This window comes from Pseudomonas sp. BN417 (genome assembly GCF_029871205.1).
Lineage (GTDB): Bacteria > Pseudomonadota > Gammaproteobacteria > Pseudomonadales > Pseudomonadaceae > Metapseudomonas.
Window position 1 is genome coordinate 1 of sequence record NZ_SSOJ01000026.1, and the last position, 15,807, is coordinate 15,807.

At 64.9% G+C, this 15,807-nt stretch carries 15 protein-coding genes; 8 read left to right on the top strand and 7 right to left on the bottom strand.

What is annotated here, in order from left to right:
* Positions 1-211: 211 nt before the first annotated feature.
* From E8F11_RS01595 to map, 7 genes are all read right to left on the bottom strand, one after another.
* On the bottom strand, positions 212-619 hold the full coding sequence (locus E8F11_RS01595; protein ID WP_280287054.1) for a SufE family protein: 408 nt from the start codon (positions 617-619) through the stop codon (positions 212-214).
* Positions 616-1,818 (bottom strand): cysteine desulfurase, encoded by a 1,203-nt coding sequence (locus tag E8F11_RS01600; RefSeq protein ID WP_280287055.1) that lies wholly within the window; start codon positions 1,816-1,818, stop codon positions 616-618. Before E8F11_RS01600 ends, E8F11_RS01595 begins: the two co-directional genes overlap by 4 nt.
* Before the next feature lie 75 nt (positions 1,819-1,893).
* A complete protein-coding gene (gene dapD / locus E8F11_RS01605) occupies positions 1,894-2,928 on the bottom strand; it encodes a 2,3,4,5-tetrahydropyridine-2,6-dicarboxylate N-succinyltransferase (RefSeq protein WP_280287056.1) in 1,035 nt (344 codons plus the stop codon).
* Positions 2,929-3,008: 80 nt separating this feature from the next.
* Positions 3,009-3,356, bottom strand: a complete 348-nt coding sequence (locus E8F11_RS01610) for an ArsC family reductase (protein ID WP_280287057.1) — start codon at positions 3,354-3,356, stop codon at positions 3,009-3,011.
* A gap of 19 nt (positions 3,357-3,375) precedes the next feature.
* On the bottom strand, positions 3,376-4,572 hold the full coding sequence (gene dapC / locus E8F11_RS01615; protein WP_280287058.1) for a succinyldiaminopimelate transaminase: 1,197 nt from the start codon (positions 4,570-4,572) through the stop codon (positions 3,376-3,378).
* Positions 4,573-4,648: 76 nt separating this feature from the next.
* Positions 4,649-7,351 carry a [protein-PII] uridylyltransferase gene (locus E8F11_RS01620; RefSeq protein WP_280287060.1) on the bottom strand — a complete coding sequence of 901 codons (2,703 nt, stop codon included), beginning with the start codon at positions 7,349-7,351 and terminating at the stop codon, positions 4,649-4,651.
* Between the two features lie 29 nt (positions 7,352-7,380).
* Positions 7,381-8,163 (bottom strand): type I methionyl aminopeptidase, encoded by a 783-nt coding sequence (gene map / locus E8F11_RS01625; protein WP_280287061.1) that lies wholly within the window; start codon positions 8,161-8,163, stop codon positions 7,381-7,383.
* Between the two features lie 265 nt (positions 8,164-8,428).
* Here map and rpsB point away from each other — a divergent pair, with 265 nt between their 5' ends.
* The 8 genes from rpsB (at position 8,429) to rseP (ending at position 15,804) form a co-directional block, all read left to right on the top strand.
* Complete coding sequence (gene rpsB, locus E8F11_RS01630; RefSeq protein WP_280287062.1) at positions 8,429-9,169, top strand: 30S ribosomal protein S2; 741 nt, start codon at positions 8,429-8,431, stop codon at positions 9,167-9,169.
* Positions 9,170-9,295: 126 nt separating this feature from the next.
* The gene (tsf, locus tag E8F11_RS01635) at positions 9,296-10,165 is read left to right on the top strand and encodes a translation elongation factor Ts (RefSeq protein WP_280287063.1); all 870 of its coding nucleotides are present in this window, start codon (positions 9,296-9,298) and stop codon (positions 10,163-10,165) included.
* Positions 10,166-10,366: 201 nt separating this feature from the next.
* Positions 10,367-11,110: a UMP kinase gene (pyrH, locus tag E8F11_RS01640; protein WP_280287064.1), complete on the top strand. Its 744-nt coding sequence runs from the start codon at positions 10,367-10,369 to the stop codon at positions 11,108-11,110.
* The gene (gene frr / locus E8F11_RS01645; RefSeq protein WP_280287065.1) at positions 11,107-11,664 is read left to right on the top strand and encodes a ribosome recycling factor; all 558 of its coding nucleotides are present in this window, start codon (positions 11,107-11,109) and stop codon (positions 11,662-11,664) included. Before pyrH ends, frr begins: the two co-directional genes overlap by 4 nt.
* 14 nt (positions 11,665-11,678) lie before the next feature.
* Positions 11,679-12,440 carry a polyprenyl diphosphate synthase gene (gene uppS / locus E8F11_RS01650; protein ID WP_280287066.1) on the top strand — a complete coding sequence of 254 codons (762 nt, stop codon included), beginning with the start codon at positions 11,679-11,681 and terminating at the stop codon, positions 12,438-12,440.
* Positions 12,434-13,249 carry a phosphatidate cytidylyltransferase gene (locus E8F11_RS01655; protein WP_280287067.1) on the top strand — a complete coding sequence of 272 codons (816 nt, stop codon included), beginning with the start codon at positions 12,434-12,436 and terminating at the stop codon, positions 13,247-13,249. Before uppS ends, E8F11_RS01655 begins: the two co-directional genes overlap by 7 nt.
* Entirely contained in the window at positions 13,246-14,436 is a 1,191-nt protein-coding gene (gene ispC, locus E8F11_RS01660) for a 1-deoxy-D-xylulose-5-phosphate reductoisomerase (protein WP_280287068.1), read from the top strand. Before E8F11_RS01655 ends, ispC begins: the two co-directional genes overlap by 4 nt.
* A 15-nt stretch (positions 14,437-14,451) precedes the next feature.
* Positions 14,452-15,804, top strand: coding sequence for a sigma E protease regulator RseP (rseP, locus tag E8F11_RS01665; RefSeq protein ID WP_280287069.1), 1,353 nt, complete (start codon positions 14,452-14,454; stop codon positions 15,802-15,804).
* Positions 15,805-15,807 lie beyond the last annotated feature (3 nt).

The window sequence follows — 15,807 nt, forward strand, 5'->3', positions numbered from 1 at the left end:
AGGTCTGAAAGGCCCGTATTAGACGCTTCTATTCGGTGCTGCAACAGCTAACGCAGACATAGCCAATGAATTCGCTCCTACCGGTAGGTTGTGGCTGAGCTACGCGAAGCCCAACGGTGTCGGGTGGGTTCCCCTGTTGGGCTTCGTGCCTCAGCGCCAACCTACCGGCTGGACTGCGTCCTGCCTGGCGAATGAATTCACCCCTACAGGGTTAGTCACCCGCCAGTTCGCGCATTTTCTTGAGGACAGCGTTGAGGCCATTGCTGCGCGATGGCGACAACTGCCGTCCCAGGCCGAGCTGGTTGAACCAGTCCGCCAGGTCGACTCTGGCCAGTTCCGTGCCATCCAGGCCGTCGACCCGGGCCAGCAGCACGGCCAGCAGGCCACGGATCAGCCGGGCGTCGCTATTGGCGCGGAAGTGCCAGTGGTCGCCCTGACGTTCGCCCACCAGCCAGACCTGGCTTTCACAGCCATGCACTCGGTTGGCGTCGCTGCGCTGCGCATCATCCAGGGCTTCAAGCCTTTCGCCCCACTGCATCAGCAGGCGTGCGCGCTGCTCCCAGCTACCCGCGGCGGTGAAGGCGTCCAGCGCTTCCCGGGCCTTGTCCGGCAGGCTCATCGCAGCAGCTCCAGGGCCTTGTCCAGCGCGCCGAAGAAGCGCTCCAGGTCATCGCCGTCGTTGTAGAGGCCAAGGGAGACGCGGATGGCGCCTTGCAGTCCGAGGCTCTGCATCAGCGGCATGGCGCAGTGATGGCCGGCGCGCACGGCGATGCCCTGCTCGGTAAGCAGGTGCGCCAGGTCGGCGTTGTGCACGCCATCGACGCTGAAACTGGCCAGGGCCAGCTGGGGTTCGCCGAGCAGGCGTACGCCGTCCCGCGCGGTGAGCCCGGCCAGCAGCTTGGCGTGGAGGGCCGCTTCATGGCCGGCGATGGCGGCAGCTTCGAGGCTGGCGAGGTAGTCCAGTGCGGCGCCCAGGCCGATCACCGAGGCGATGGCCGGGGTGCCGGCCTCGAAGCCGAGCGGCGCGCCGTGGAAGTCGGCCGTCTGGTAGGTGGCGGTGTGGACCATCTCGCCGCCGAACTGCCAGTGCGTAAGAAGTGCCAGGGCCTCGCTACGGCCGTAGAGCACGCCGATGCCGTCCGGGCCGTAGAGCTTGTGGCTGGAGAACGCGTAGAAGTCGCAACCCAGGGCCTGTACATCATGGCGGCCATGCACCGCGCCCTGGGCGCCGTCGACCACGGTCAGCGCGCCCTGGGCCCTGGCCAGCGGCAGCAGCTCGGTCAGTGGCTGCCAGCGGCCGAGGACATTGGACAGCTGGCTCACGGCCAGCAGTCGGGTGCGCGGGCCGATCAACTGCCGCGCCTGTTCCAGGTCGATCTGGCCGCGATCGTCGAGCGGCAGTACCACCAGTTTCAGTTGCCTGCGCAGGGCTAGTTGCTGCCATGGCAACAGGTTGGCGTGGTGTTCCAGGGCGCTGATGACGATCTCGTCACCGGTCTGGAACAGGTGTTCCAGGCCGTAGGCCAACAGGTTGATGGCTTCGGTGGTGCCGCGGGTGAAGAGGATTTCCGCGGGGCTGGCGGCATTCAGCCAGTGCGCCGCCTGGGTGCGGCTGCCTTCGAAGGTGCGGGTGGCGCGCTCGCCAGGCAGGTGCTGGGCGCGATGCACATTGGCTGCGCCGCTGGCGTAATAGCCGAGCAGGGCATCCAGAACGGCCTGGGGTTTCTGCGAAGTGGCGGCGCTGTCGAGGTAGATCTGTCCCTCGGCCGCGAGGGCCGATAGGGCAGGGAAGTCGGAGCGCCAGGGGGAAATCAGCATAGACATAGGCCTCAAGCTGCAAGCTTCAAGCGACTCTTCTTGCAGCTTAAGGCTTGCAGCTTGCGGCTGCTCCTATCAGTTATGCGCGTGCAGGGCTTCGTTGAGCTCGATCGCGGTCTTGTTGGTCTTGCACTCGACGGCGCCGTTCTGCGAGTTGCGGCGGAACAGCAGGTCGGGCTGGCCAGCCAGGTCGCGGGCCTTGAGCACTTTCACCAGCTGGTTCTTTTCGTCCAGCAGGGCGACCTTGGTGCCGGCGGTGATGTAGAGGCCGGCTTCGACGATGTTGCGGTCGCCCAGCGGGATGCCGATGCCGGCATTGGCGCCGATCAGGCAGCCTTCGCCCACGGAGATGACGATATTGCCGCCGCCGGACAGGGTGCCCATGGTGGAGCAGCCGCCGCCCAGGTCCGAGCCCTTGCCGACGAAGACGCCCGCGGAGACGCGGCCTTCGATCATGCCCGGGCCTTCGGTGCCGCCGTTGAAGTTGATGAAGCCTTCGTGCATCACGGTGGTGCCTTCACCCACATAGGCGCCCAGGCGCACGCGGGCGGTGTCGGCGATGCGCACGCCGGCCGGTACGACGTAGTCGGTCATCTTCGGGAACTTGTCCACCGAGAAGACTTCCAGCAGCTCGCCTTTCAGGCGGGCTTCCAGCTGGCGCTCGGCCAGTTCGGCCAGGTCGACGGCGCCCTGGCTGGTCCAGGCCACGTTGGGCAGCAGCGGGAAGATGCCGGTCAGGTTCAGGCCGTGGGGCTTGGCCAGGCGGTGGGAGAGCAGGTGCAGCTTGAGGTAGGCCTCGGGGGTGGAGGTCAGGGCGGCATCTTCGGCCAGCAGGGTGGCGACCAGCGGCTTCTGGCTCTCGGCCAGGCGGGTCAGCAGGGCGGCCTGGGCGCTGTCGATGTCTTTCAGGGCGCTGGCCAGTTCGGCGGCCTGGGCCTTGCTCAGGGCGATGGCCTGGTTGCCGGCGCTGTAGCCGAGAACGGGGGCGACGGCGGCGACCAGTTGCTCGGAGGGCTTGAGCAGGGGCTGGGCGTAGAAGACTTCGAGCCAGTTGCCCTGGCGGTTCTGGGTGCCGACGCCGAAGGCGATGCTGAAGAGTGCGTTGGACATGGGGATTCCTCTTGCTGAAGGGTGTTGGTCAGGTGCCGCGCGTCGGGACCGGAAGGCGCGCACCTGGTCGTTGATCGGGATTACTTGAGCGCCAATGCGTAGGCGTCGGGCTTGAAACCGACCAGGGTGCGGCCACCCAGGTCCAGCACCGGACGCTTGATCATCAAGGGCTGGGCCAGCATCAGGGCGATGGCCTTGTCCTTGTCGAGATCAGCCTTCTGCGCATCGCCCAGCTTGCGGAAGGTGGTGCCGGCACGGTTCAGGACGGTTTCCCAGCCGTGCTCGGCGCACCATTTCTCCAGGCTGACGCGGTCGATGGCCGACGCCTTGTAGTCATGGAAGCTGTAGCTCACGCCCTGCTCCTCGAGCCAGGTGCGGGCCTTCTTCATGGTGTCGCAAGCCTTGATGCCGTAGAGGGTGATGCTCATCTTCGCTGTCCTTTGGAATTCACAGGCCTTTGACGAAGGCGCGGATACGTTCGCCAGCTTCGACGCATTCAGCCAGCGGGGCCACCAGGGCCATGCGCACGCGGCCGGCGCCGGGGTTGAAACCGTCGACGGCGCGCGACAGGTAGGAGCCGGGAACCACGGTGACGTGTTCGCGGGCGAACAGCTCGCGGGTGAAGGTTTCATCGTCCACCGGGGTCTTCGGCCAGAGGTAGAAGCCGCCATCCGGGCGCTGCACGTCCAGCACGTCGCCAAGGATATCCAGCATGGCGTCGAATTTCTCGCGATACAGCGCGCGGTTGGCGCGCACATGGACCTCGTCGTTCCAGGCGGCGACGCTGGCCAGCTGGGTCTGCACCGGCATGGCGCAGCCGTGGTAGGTACGGTACAGCAGGAAGGATTTCAGGATCGCGGCGTCGCCGGCGACGAAGCCGGAGCGCAGGCCCGGCAGGTTGGAGCGCTTGGACAGGCTGTGGAAGACCACGCAGCGGGCGAAGTCGGAGCGGCCCAGCTCAGCGCAGGCGGTCAGCAGGCCTGCGGGAGGGTTCTGTTCGTCGAAGTAGAGTTCGCTGTAGCACTCGTCGGCAGCGATCACGAAATCGTGCTCATCGGCCAGGGCGATCAGCTTCTTCAGGGTGTCCAGCGGGATCAGCGCGCCGGTGGGGTTGCCCGGCGAGCAGAGGAAGAGGACCTGGCAACGCTGCCAGACCTCGGCCGGCACGGCATCGAAATCCGGGTTGAAGCCGTTCTCCGCCAGGCAGGGCAGGTAGTGCGGCTCGGCGCCGGCCAGCAGGGCCGCACCTTCGTAGATCTGATAGAAGGGATTGGGGCTGACCACCAGGCCGTTATCGGCACGGTTGACCACGGCCTGGGTGAAGGCGAACAGCGCCTCACGGGTACCGTTCACCGGCAGTACGTTACGGGCGGCGTCGAGCCAGCCGGCCGGCACCTTGAAGCGGCGCTCGCACCAGTGGGCAATGGCTTCGCGCAGGGCCGGGATGCCGAGGGTGGTGGGGTAGACAGCCAACTGTTCGAGATTGGCCGCCAGGGCCTCGGCGACGAAGGCCGGGGAGCGGTGCTTGGGCTCGCCGATGGACAGGGCGATGGCCTTCTTCTCCGTCGGTGGCTGGGCGCCGGCCAGCAGGGCGCGGAGTTTCTCGAAGGGGTAGGGCTGCAGGTGGTTCAGGGCTTCGTTCATGGTTGTAGGGCGTCAACAGGGAGGTCGTGGGTGAAACGGTGCAATCCGGCCTGCGGCCTTATTGCACCCTACGGGTTCAGATGCTTATCCGGGTCGGGTCCAGGCCCTGTCCGTTGGCCTGGGACAGCTGGGAGACTATGGCCTCCTGCAGCCTTTGGCAGAGCTCGGGGTCGGACAGCGGCTGGTTGTTGGCGTCGGTGACGAAGAATACGTCTTCCACGCGCTCGCCCAGGGTGGCGATCTTGGCGTTCTGCAGCGACAGGTCGAACTCCAGGAAGATGCGTCCGATGCGCGCCAGCAGGCCGGGGCGGTCGGGGGCGATCAGTTCCAGGATGGTTACCGGGCGCTGGGCGTCGTTGGAGATGGTCACCTGGGGCGGGAAGGCGAAGTGCTTGAGCTGGCGCGGCACCCGGCGCTGGATGATCGCCGGGTACTCGTCCGGATTCTTCAGGGCGTCGATCAGGCCTTCGCGGATCTCGCGGATACGCGCCGGGTTCTCGCCGATCCGCCCGCCGTCGGCGTCGAGCACGATGTAGGTGTCGAGGGTGAACTGGCTGGTGGAGGTGATGATCCGCGCGTCGTGGATGTTCAGGTTGAGCTGGCTCATGGCCGCCACCGTCACGGCGAAGAAGTCGTGCTGGTCCGGGGCGTAGATGAAGATCTGGGTGGCGCCCTCGAACTCGCGCTGGGCGGTTTCCTTGATCAGCACCAGCGGGTCGTTGCCGGCCGGGTGCTGGAGGATGGCCTCGGTGTGCCAGGCCACGTCGTTGGCGGTGTGGCGCAGGAAGTAGTCGTCGCCCAGCTGCGACCAGAGCTGCTCGGCATCGTCCTGGTCGATGCCGTTGCGCACCAGGATGTCGATGGCGGCGGACTGGGTCTGGCGGATCTGCTCTTCGCGGTCCAGCGGGTTTTCCAGGCCGCGGCGCAGGGCGCGCTTGGTCTCGGTGTAGAGCTGGCGCAGCAGGCTGGCGCGCCAGGAGTTCCACAGGCTCGGGTTGGTGGCGTTGATATCGGCCACGGTGAGCACGTAGAGGTAGTCCAGGCGGGTCTGGTCGCCCACCAGGCGGGCGAAGTCGAAGATCACCTGCGGGTCGGAGAGGTCCTTGCGCTGGGCGGTGGTGGACATCACCAGGTGGTGCTGCACCAGCCAGGCTACCAGGCGCGAATCCCACACCGGCAACTGGTGGCGCGCGCAGAAGGCTTCGGCATCCACCGCACCCAGTTCCGAGTGGTCGCCGCCACGTCCCTTGCCGATGTCGTGGTAGAGACCGGCGATATAGATCAGCTCGGGTTTGGGCAGCTTGTCGATGAGCTTGCTGGCCAGGGGGAATTTCTCCGCCAACTCGGGCCACTTCAGCTTGCGCAGGTGCTTGATCAGGTTGAGGGTGTGGGCGTCCACCGTATAGATGTGGAACAGGTCGTGCTGCATCTGCCCGATGATCTGGCCGAACTCCGGCAGATACAGGCCGAGGATGCCGTAGCGGTTCATCCGCCGCAGGTTGCGGTGGATGCCCTGGCTCGACTTGAACAGCTCGATGAACAGGCTGGTGTTGCGGATGTCCTTGCGGAAGTCGTCGTCGATCAGGTGGCGGCTGTCGCTCAGCAGGCGGATGGTGTCCGCGCGCACGCCCTTGATCTCCGGGTGCTGGGCCATCAGCACGAAGATTTCCAGCAGGGCGAAGGGGGTGCGCTTGAAGACGTTGGGGTGGGTCACTTCGATGTAGCCGTCGCGCAGCTGGAAGCGGCTGTTCAGCGGTTGCGCCTGGCCGGTTTCGCCGGCGCGCAGGATGACTTCCTCGAAATGCTGGTTGATCAGGTCGCTGAGTTCGGAGACGCCCATCACCACCCGGTAGTACTTCTGCATGAAGCGCTCGATGCCGAGCTTGCCGTCACCGTCCTCGAAGCCGAGTAGGCTGGCGATCTTGCGCTGGTGGTCGAACAGCAGGCGGTCTTCGGCGCGGCCGGCGAGCATGTGCAGGGCGTAGCGCACCTTCCAGAGGAACTCCTGGCTGGAGGCCAGCATGCTGCACTCGCTTTCCACCAGGAAACCCTGCTGCACCAGGCCATGCAGGTTGAGGCTGCCGAATTGGCGGCGGGCGACCCATAGGATGGTCTGGATATCGCGCAGGCCGCCTGGCGAGCCCTTCACGTTGGGCTCCAGGTTGTATTCGGTGTCGTTGTACTTGGCGTGTCGGGCCTTCTGTTCCTGGCGCTTGGCGAGGAAGAAGTGCTTGCTCGGCCACATCTGTTCCGGGCTGGTGACCGCGAGCATGCGCTGGCGCAGGTGCTCGGGGCCGGCGATGGTCCGGCTTTCCATCAGGTTGGTGACCACCGTCAGGTCGGCGCGGGCCTCGTCGGCGCATTCGGCGACCGAGCGCACGCTCTGGCCGACTTCCAGGCCGATGTCCCAGAGCAGGGTGAGAAAGCCCTCGATGGGCTCGCGGAAGACTTCGTGGTCGGCGCTGTCCAGCAGGATCAGCAGGTCGATATCGGAGTAGGGGTGCAACTCGCCGCGGCCATAGCCGCCCACCGCCAGCAGGGCGATGTCGGCGTCGTCGCTCCAGCCGAAGCGTTCCCAGGCCGCCCGCAGGATCTGGTCGACGAACCAGGCGCGGTCTTCCACCAGGCGACGGATGTCGCGGCCGTTGGCGAAACGGTTGTCGAGCACCTCGCGGGCCTGGCGTATGGCTTTCTTGAAGGCAGCGATGGGGCTGGACTTCAAGGCCAGTTCCGCCTGGAACTGCCCGCGGTCGAACAACTCGGGATCCACCTGCGGCATGGGGCGGCCTTCCTTATATGGGTCCGTGATCAGGGCGCGGTGCGCGGCAGGGTGTCATCGCTGCGCAGGGTGAAGATTTCGTAGCCGTCGGCGGTCACCAGCACCGTGTGCTCCCACTGGGCGGAGAGCTTGCGGTCCTTGGTGATGGCGGTCCAGCCATCGCCGAGCAGGCGGGTTTCCGGGCGGCCCTGGTTGATCATCGGCTCGATGGTGAAGGTCATGCCTTCCTTGAGCTCCATGCCGGAGCCGGCACGGCCGTAGTGCAGGACCTGGGGCTCCTCGTGGAACACGGCGCCGATGCCATGGCCGCAGTATTCACGGACCACCGAGTAGCCCAGCTTCTCGGCGTGTTTCTGGATCACTTCGCCGATGTCGCCCAGGCGCGCCCCCGGCCGGACCAGCTGGATGCCCTTGTACATGCATTCCTGGGTCACGCGGCAGAGCTTGTCGGCCCATTCCGGGATCTTGCCCACGGCGAACATCTTGCTGGTGTCGCCGTGGTAGCCGTCCTTGATCACCGTCACGTCGATGTTGAGGATGTCGCCATCCTTGAGCGGCTTGTCATTGGGGATGCCATGGCAGACCACGTGGTTGATCGAGGTGCAGATCGACTTGGGGAAGCCCTTGTAATTGAGGGGCGCGGGAATGGCCTGCTGCACGTTGACGATGTAGTCGTGGCAGATGCGATCCAGTTCCTCGGTGGTCACGCCGGGTTTGACATGCTCGCCGATCATCTCCAGCACTTCGGCGGCCAGGCGGCCGGCAATGCGCATTTTCTCGATTTCGGCGGGCGTCTTGATGGTGACGGTCATATAGGGTCTCAGGCGCAAACGGAAAAGGCTTGATATTAACAGCTTCAAGCTGCAAGCCATAAGCCGCAAGCAGACGGCGGCTGATGTCCTGTTGCTTGAAGCTTGTAGCTTGGGGCTGCTTTTTATGCTATAAAACGCGCCGCTTTCAGGGCAGCTGTGCCCGGGAGCTCAAACCCACACACGTATCGACACGATATCCTGGGTGCCCGAAAGGGTTGGATATTGGGATGCGTGGAGGCATAACCCGACTTATCGAGGAATAGAAATGTCCCAAGTCAACATGCGCGATATGCTGAAGGCCGGTGTGCACTTCGGTCACCAGACCCGTTACTGGAACCCGAAAATGGGCAAGTACATTTTCGGCGCGCGCAACAAGATCCACATCATCAACCTTGAAAAAACCCTGCCGATGTTCAACGACGCCCTGAGCTTCGTTGAGAAGCTGGCTGCGGGCAAGAACAAGGTTCTGTTCGTCGGCACCAAGCGTTCCGCTGGCAAGATCGTTCGCGAAGAAGCTGCTCGTTGCGGCTCCCCGTACGTCGATCACCGCTGGCTGGGCGGCATGCTGACCAACTACAAGACCATCCGTCAGTCGATCAAGCGCCTGCGCGAGCTGGAAACCCAGTCCCAGGACGGCACCTTCGCCAAGCTGACCAAGAAAGAAGCCCTGATGCGCACCCGCGACCTCGAGAAGCTCGAGCGCAGCCTGGGCGGCATCAAGGACATGGGCGGCCTGCCGGACGCGCTGTTCGTGATCGACGTGGACCACGAGCGCATCGCCATCAGCGAAGCCAACAAGCTGGGCATCCCGGTCATCGGCGTTGTCGATACCAACAGCAGCCCTGAAGGCGTTGACTACGTCATTCCGGGTAACGACGACGCCATCCGCGCCGTTCAGCTGTACCTTGCCAGCGTTGCTGATGCTGTAATCCGCGGCCGTCAGAATGCCGTTGGCGGTCCTGACGAGTTCGTCGAAGAAGCTGCCTCCGAGGCCGCTGAAGGCTGAGTTGACAGCCGTCTAGCGTTACCCGGTGCGCAAGAAGGGGGCTAAGCCCCCTTTTTGCCACCTCCGAATTGTGAATGCCCGGACTCCGGGCTGAATGGTTGAAAACCTATTCAAGAGGATTGCGACATGGCAGAGATTACTGCAGCCCTGGTCAAAGAACTGCGCGAGCGTACCGGCCTCGGCATGATGGATTGCAAGAAGGCCCTGACCGCCGCCGACGGCGACATCGAGAAGGCCATCGACGACATGCGCGCCGCTGGTGCCATCAAGGCCGCCAAGAAGTCCGGCAACATCGCCGCTGAAGGCGCCATTGCCGTCAAGGTCGCTGCCGACAACAAGGCCGCCGTCATCATCGAAGTCAACTCCCAGACCGACTTCCTGGCTCTGCAGGACGACTTCAAAGGCTTCGTCGCCGCTTCCCTGGAGCAGGCTTTCAACGACAAGCTGACCGACGCCGCCCCGCTGGTCGAGGCTCGTGAAGAAGCCCGCCTGGCCCTGGTCTCCAAGACCGGTGAGAACGTCAACATTCGCCGCCTGACCCGCGTGGAAGGTGACGTGGTTGGCGCCTACCTGCACGGTCACCGCATCGGTGTGGTTGTCTGCCTGAACGGCGGCAACGCCGAGCTGGCCAAGGACATCGCCATGCACGTGGCTGCCAGCAACCCGCAGTTCCTGAACGCTTCCCAGGTCTCCGAAGAAGCCATCGCCAAGGAAAAGGAAATCTTCCTGGCCCTGAACGCCGACAAGATCGCCGGCAAGCCGGAAAACATCGTCGAGAACATGGTCAAGGGCCGTATCGCCAAGTTCCTCGCCGAAGCCAGCCTGGTCGAGCAGCCGTTCGTCAAGGATCCGGAAGTCAAGGTCGGTGACCTGGCCAAGAAAGCCGGCGCCGAAATCGTTTCCTTCGTTCGTTACGAAGTAGGCGAAGGCATCGAGAAGGTCGAAGTCGACTTCGCTGCCGAAGTAGCTGCACAAGTCGCCGCTACCAAGCAATAAGACGGCCTCGGCTGTCGCCCCGCAAGAGGCTGCCCGCTAACGCGTGCGGCCTCTTCGTCAAACTGGGGAACCGATTCGGGGCGGTTTCCGCGGCAGGTCTGGTCCTCGGGCACCAACTGCCGTATGCGCAGTCTCAGGACTCGCCAGTACTTCGGGCCGCTAGGCCCACGAATTCACATCGCGCCGCAGGAGAGATACGCAATGGCTCAGCAGGTGAGTGGCCGCCAACCTCGCTACAAACGCATTCTGCTCAAACTCAGCGGTGAGGCCCTGATGGGCTCCGAGGAGTTCGGCATCGATCCGAAAGTCCTCGATCGCATGGCGCTGGAAATCGGCCAGCTGGTCGGCATCGGCGTGCAGGTCGGCCTGGTGATCGGCGGCGGCAACCTGTTCCGTGGTGCGGCGCTGAGCGCTGCCGGCATGGATCGCGTGACCGGCGACCACATGGGCATGCTGGCCACCGTGATGAACGCCTTGGCCATGCGCGATGCGCTGGAGCGCTCGAACATCCCCGCACTGGTCATGTCCGCCATCTCCATGGTCGGCGTCACCGATCACTACGACCGCCGCAAGGCCGTGCGCCACCTGAGTTCCGGCGAAGTGGTGATCTTCTCCGCCGGCACCGGCAACCCCTTCTTCACCACCGACTCGGCCGCCTGCCTGCGCGCCATCGAGGTGGATGCCGACCTGGTACTGAAAGCCACCAAGGTCGATGGCGTGTACACTGCCGACCCGTTCAAGGACCCCAATGCCGAGAAGTTCGAGCGCCTTACCTATGATGAGGTGCTGGATCGCAAGCTGGGCGTCATGGACCTCACGGCCATCTGTCTGTGCCGTGACCAGAAGATGCCGCTACGGGTCTTCAATATGAATAAACCGGGTGCCCTGCTGAACATCGTGGTCGGCGGCGCCGAAGGAACCCTGATCGAGGAGGGCGAAAAATGATCAACGAGATCAAGCAAGACGCGCAGGAGCGCATGAAGAAAACCCTGGAATCGCTGGATCACGCCTTCGCCAAGATCCGCACCGGGCGCGCGCATCCGAGCATCCTGGACAGCGTGATGGTGTCCTACTACGGCGCCGACACTCCGCTGCGCCAGGTGGCCAACGTGATCGCCGAGGACTCCCGTACCCTGGCCCTGACCGTGTTCGACAAGAGCATGATCCAGGCTGTGGAAAAGGCCATCATGACCTCCGACCTGGGCCTGAACCCGGCTACCGCCGGCACCACCATCCGTGTGCCGATGCCTGCCCTGACCGAGGAAACCCGCAAGGGTTACACCAAGCAGGCGCGCGGCGAGGCCGAGAACGCCCGTGTTGCCGTGCGCAACATCCGTCGTGACGCCCTGGCCCAGCTGAAGGACCTGGTCAAGGAAAAGGAAATCAGCGAAGACGAGGAACGTCGTGCTGCCGATGACGTCCAGAAGCTGACGGACAAGTTCGTGGCCGAGGTCGACAAGGCTCTGGAAGCCAAAGAAAACGACTTGATGGCTGTCTGACGTCCGGAGTCGTCATGGACAAATCCCAGCAAGGCGTCAATCCGGCGGTGCCACGGCATGTGGCGATCATCATGGACGGTAACAACCGTTGGGCGAAGAAGCGCCTGCTGCCCGGCGTCGCTGGCCACAAGGCCGGCGTCGACGCGGTCCGAGCGGTGATCGAGGTGTGCGCCGACGCCGGTGTCGAGGTGCTCACCCTGTTCGCCTTTTCCAGTGAGAACTGGCAGCGCCCGGCCGAGGAGGTCGGCGCGCTGATGGAGCTGTTCCTCGGGGCCTTGCGCCGCGAGGCACGGCGCCTGAACGACAATGATATCCGCCTGCGCATCATCGGCGATCGCTCGCGCTTCCATCCGGAACTGCAGGCCGCCATGCGCGAGGTCGAGCAACTGACCGCCGGCCGCCAGAAGTTCATCCTCCAGGTCGCCGCCAACTATGGTGGCCAGTGGGACATCACCCAGGCCGCCCAGCGCCTGGCGCGCGAGGTCCAGGCCGGTCACCTGCAGGTCGAGGACATTTCCCCGCAGTTGCTGCAAAGCTGCCTGGTCACCGGCGACATGCCGCTGCCCGACCTGTGCATCCGCACCGGTGGCGAACATCGCATCAGCAACTTCCTGCTCTGGCAGATTGCCTATGCCGAGCTGTATTTTTCCGATCTCTTCTGGCCTGACTTCAAGCACGAAGCCATGCGCAAGGCGCTGGCTGACTATGCCAGGCGACAGCGCCGCTTCGGCAAGACCAGCGAGCAGCTAGAAGCCGAGGCCCGAGCCAAATGCTGAAGCAACGCGTCATCACCGCCCTGGTGTTGCTGCCCATCGCCCTTGCGGGCTTCTTCTTGCTGGATGGCGGTGCCTTCGCCCTGTTCATCGGGGGCGTCGTCAGCCTCGGTGGGTGGGAATGGGCGCGCCTGGCGGGCTTTTCGGCCCAGCCGCAACGCATTGCCTATGGCCTGCTGGTTGCTGCGCTGCTCTATGGGCTCTACCTCGTGCCCGTCCTGGCACCGCTGGTTCTGGTGCTGGGTGTGCTCTGGTGGGGGGCGGCGACCGTCCTCGTGCTGGGCTATCCCGAAACCAGCCGCTACTGGGGCGGTACCCCCGGCAAGCTGGTGATCGGCTTGCTGATTCTGCTGCCTGCCTGGCAGGGACTGGTGCTGTTCAAGCAATGGCCGCTGGCCAACTGGCTGATCCTCGCGGTGATGGTGCTGGTCTGGGCGGCCGACATCGGCGCCTATTTCTCCGGCAAGGCCTTCGGCAAGCGCAAGCTGGCGCCCCAGGTCAGCCCCGGCAAGAGCTGGGAAGGCCTGGTGGGTGGCCTGCTGGCCAGCCTGCTGATCACTGTCGGCGTTGGCCTCTACCGCGGCTGGATTGGTTCCGAGCTGGTTCTGGCGCTGGCCGGCGCTGCCCTGGTGGTGCTGGTCTCGGTGGTGGGTGACCTGACCGAGAGCATGTTCAAGCGCCAGTCGGGCATCAAGGACAGCAGCAACCTGCTGCCGGGCCATGGCGGCGTACTCGATCGAATCGACAGCCTGACCGCGGCCATTCCGCTGTTCGCGGCGCTGCTCTGGGCCGCCGGCTGGGGTGCTCTGTGAGTCAACCGCAACGCATTACCGTGCTGGGGGCGACCGGTTCCATCGGTCTCAGCACCCTGGACGTCATCGCCCGTCATCCCGATCGTTACCGGGTCTTTGCCCTCAGTGGTTTCAGTCGCCTGAGCGAGCTGGAGGCCTTGTGCCTGCGCCATCGGCCGGAATTCGCCGTGGTCCCCGACGCGGACGCCGCACGGCACTTGCAGGGCGGCCTCCTCGCGGCCGGCCTGCGCACCCGTGTGCTGGTCGGGGTGCCGGGGCTCTGCGAGGTCGCCGCGCATCCGGAGGTGGATGCCGTGATGGCGGCCATAGTCGGCGCCGCCGGCCTGGAGCCGACCCTGGCAGCGGTTGAGGCGGGCAAGCGCGTGCTGCTGGCCAACAAGGAAGCGCTGGTGATGTCCGGCGCCCTGTTCATGCAGGCGGTGCGGCGCAGTGGTGCCGTGCTGTTACCCATCGACAGCGAGCACAATGCGATCTTCCAGTGCCTGCCTGGCGACTATTCGCGTGGCCTGGAGTCTGTAGGAGTGCGGCGGATCCTGCTGACGGCCTCTGGCGGGCCTTTCCGTGAGATGCCTTTGCAGCAATTGCCGGACGTTTCGCCCGAGCAGGCCTGTGCTCATCCGAACTGGTCCATGGGCCGGAAAATCTCCGTGGACTCGGCGAGCATGATGAACAAGGGCCTGGAGCTGATCGAGGCCTGCTGGCTGTTCGATGCCCGGCCTGCCCAGGTCGAGGTGGTGATCCATCCGCAGAGCGTGATCCATTCCCTGGTCGACTACGTGGACGGCTCCGTGCTGGCGCAGCTCGGCAATCCGGACATGCGCACGCCCATCAGCCATGCGCTGTCCTGGCCGGAGCGCATCGATAGCGGCGTTTCGCCGCTGGATCTGTTCGCCGTGGCCCGCCTGGATTTCCAGGCGCCGGACGAACAGCGCTTCCCCTGCCTGCGCCTGGCGCGACTGGCGGCGGAGGAGGGCGGCAGCGCTCCGGCCATGCTGAATGCCGCCAACGAGGTGGCGGTCGCGGCCTTCCTGGATCGACGCATCCGCTTCACCGAGATCGCGAGTATCATCGATGAGGTGCTGAACCGCGAAGCCGCCACGGCGGTCGAAACGCTGGACACCGTACTGCAGGCCGATGCCCGTGCCCGGGCGGCGGCGCAGCAATGGCTGGTCCGTCAGGGGCGGTAGCCCCGGAGGAAACCGATGAGCGCGCTATACATGATTCTCGGGACCCTGGTTGCTCTCGGGGTGCTGGTGACCTTCCACGAGTTCGGCCATTTCTGGGTTGCGCGGCGCTGCGGGGTCAAGGTCCTGCGTTTCTCCGTGGGCTTCGGCACGCCGCTGCTGCGCTGGCATGATCGCCATGGCACGGAGTTCGTCGTGGCCGCCATTCCGCTCGGCGGCTACGTGAAAATGCTCGACGAACGCGAGGCCGAAGTGCCCGCCGAACTGCTCGGGCAATCCTTCAACCGCAAACCGGTCGGTCAACGCATCGCCATAGTGGCGGCCGGTCCGATCGCCAACTTCCTGCTCGCGCTGCTGTTCTTCTGGGTGCTGGCCATGCTCGGCAGCCAGCAGGTGCGCCCGGTCATCGGCACTGTGGCGGCGGACAGCATCGCCGCCCAGGCGGGGCTCGAGTCCGGCCAGGAAATCGTTTCGGTGGACGGAGAGGCCGTCAGTGGCTGGAACCAGGTCAACCTGCAGCTGGTTCGTCGCCTGGGTGAAAGCGGCACCTTGCTGGTGGGCGTGCGCGAAGAGGGCGCCAGCACCGAGCAACCCCGCGAACTGCAGCTCAATGATTGGCTCAAGGGCGTCGATGAGCCCGATCCCATCGGCGCTCTCGGCATCACGCCCTGGCGTCCGGCCATTGCCCCCGTACTCGCCGAGCTGGATCCGAAAGGCCCGGCCCAGGCCGCCGGTCTCAAGCCTGGCGACCGCCTGCTGGCCATCGATGGCCAGGCCCTGGACGATTGGCAGCAACTGGTCGAGCGGGTGCGCAAGCGCCCCGCCGAACGCATCACCCTCAGCGTTGAAAGCCAGGGTCAGGTGCGTGATGTCCAGCTGATCCTGGCCGCCCGTGGCGAGGGTGAGGCCCGTAGCGGTTACCTCGGCGCCGGGGTGAAAGGTGTCGAGTGGCCGGCGGAAATGCTTCGTGAAGTCCACTTCGGACCGCTCGATGCGGTGACCGAGGCAGCGGCCCGGACATGGTCCATGAGCCTGCTAACTCTGGATTCCCTAAAGAAAATGTTGCTTGGCGAGCTCTCGGTAAAAAACTTGAGCGGGCCGATAACCATTGCTAAAGTGGCGGGCGCTTCGGCCCAGTCCGGGGTGGGGGACTTCCTGAACTTCCTCGCCTATCTGAGCATAAGCCTGGGGGTTCTCAATCTGTTGCCGATCCCTGTCCTGGACGGGGGGCACCTGCTCTTCTATCTGATCGAATTGGCGCGTGGACGCCCATTGTCAGAGCGGGTGCAGGCTTGGGGGGTGCAGATCGGTATCAGTCTGGTCGTGGGGGTCATGTTGCTCGCCCTGGTAAACGATCTGAGCCGTCTGTAACGA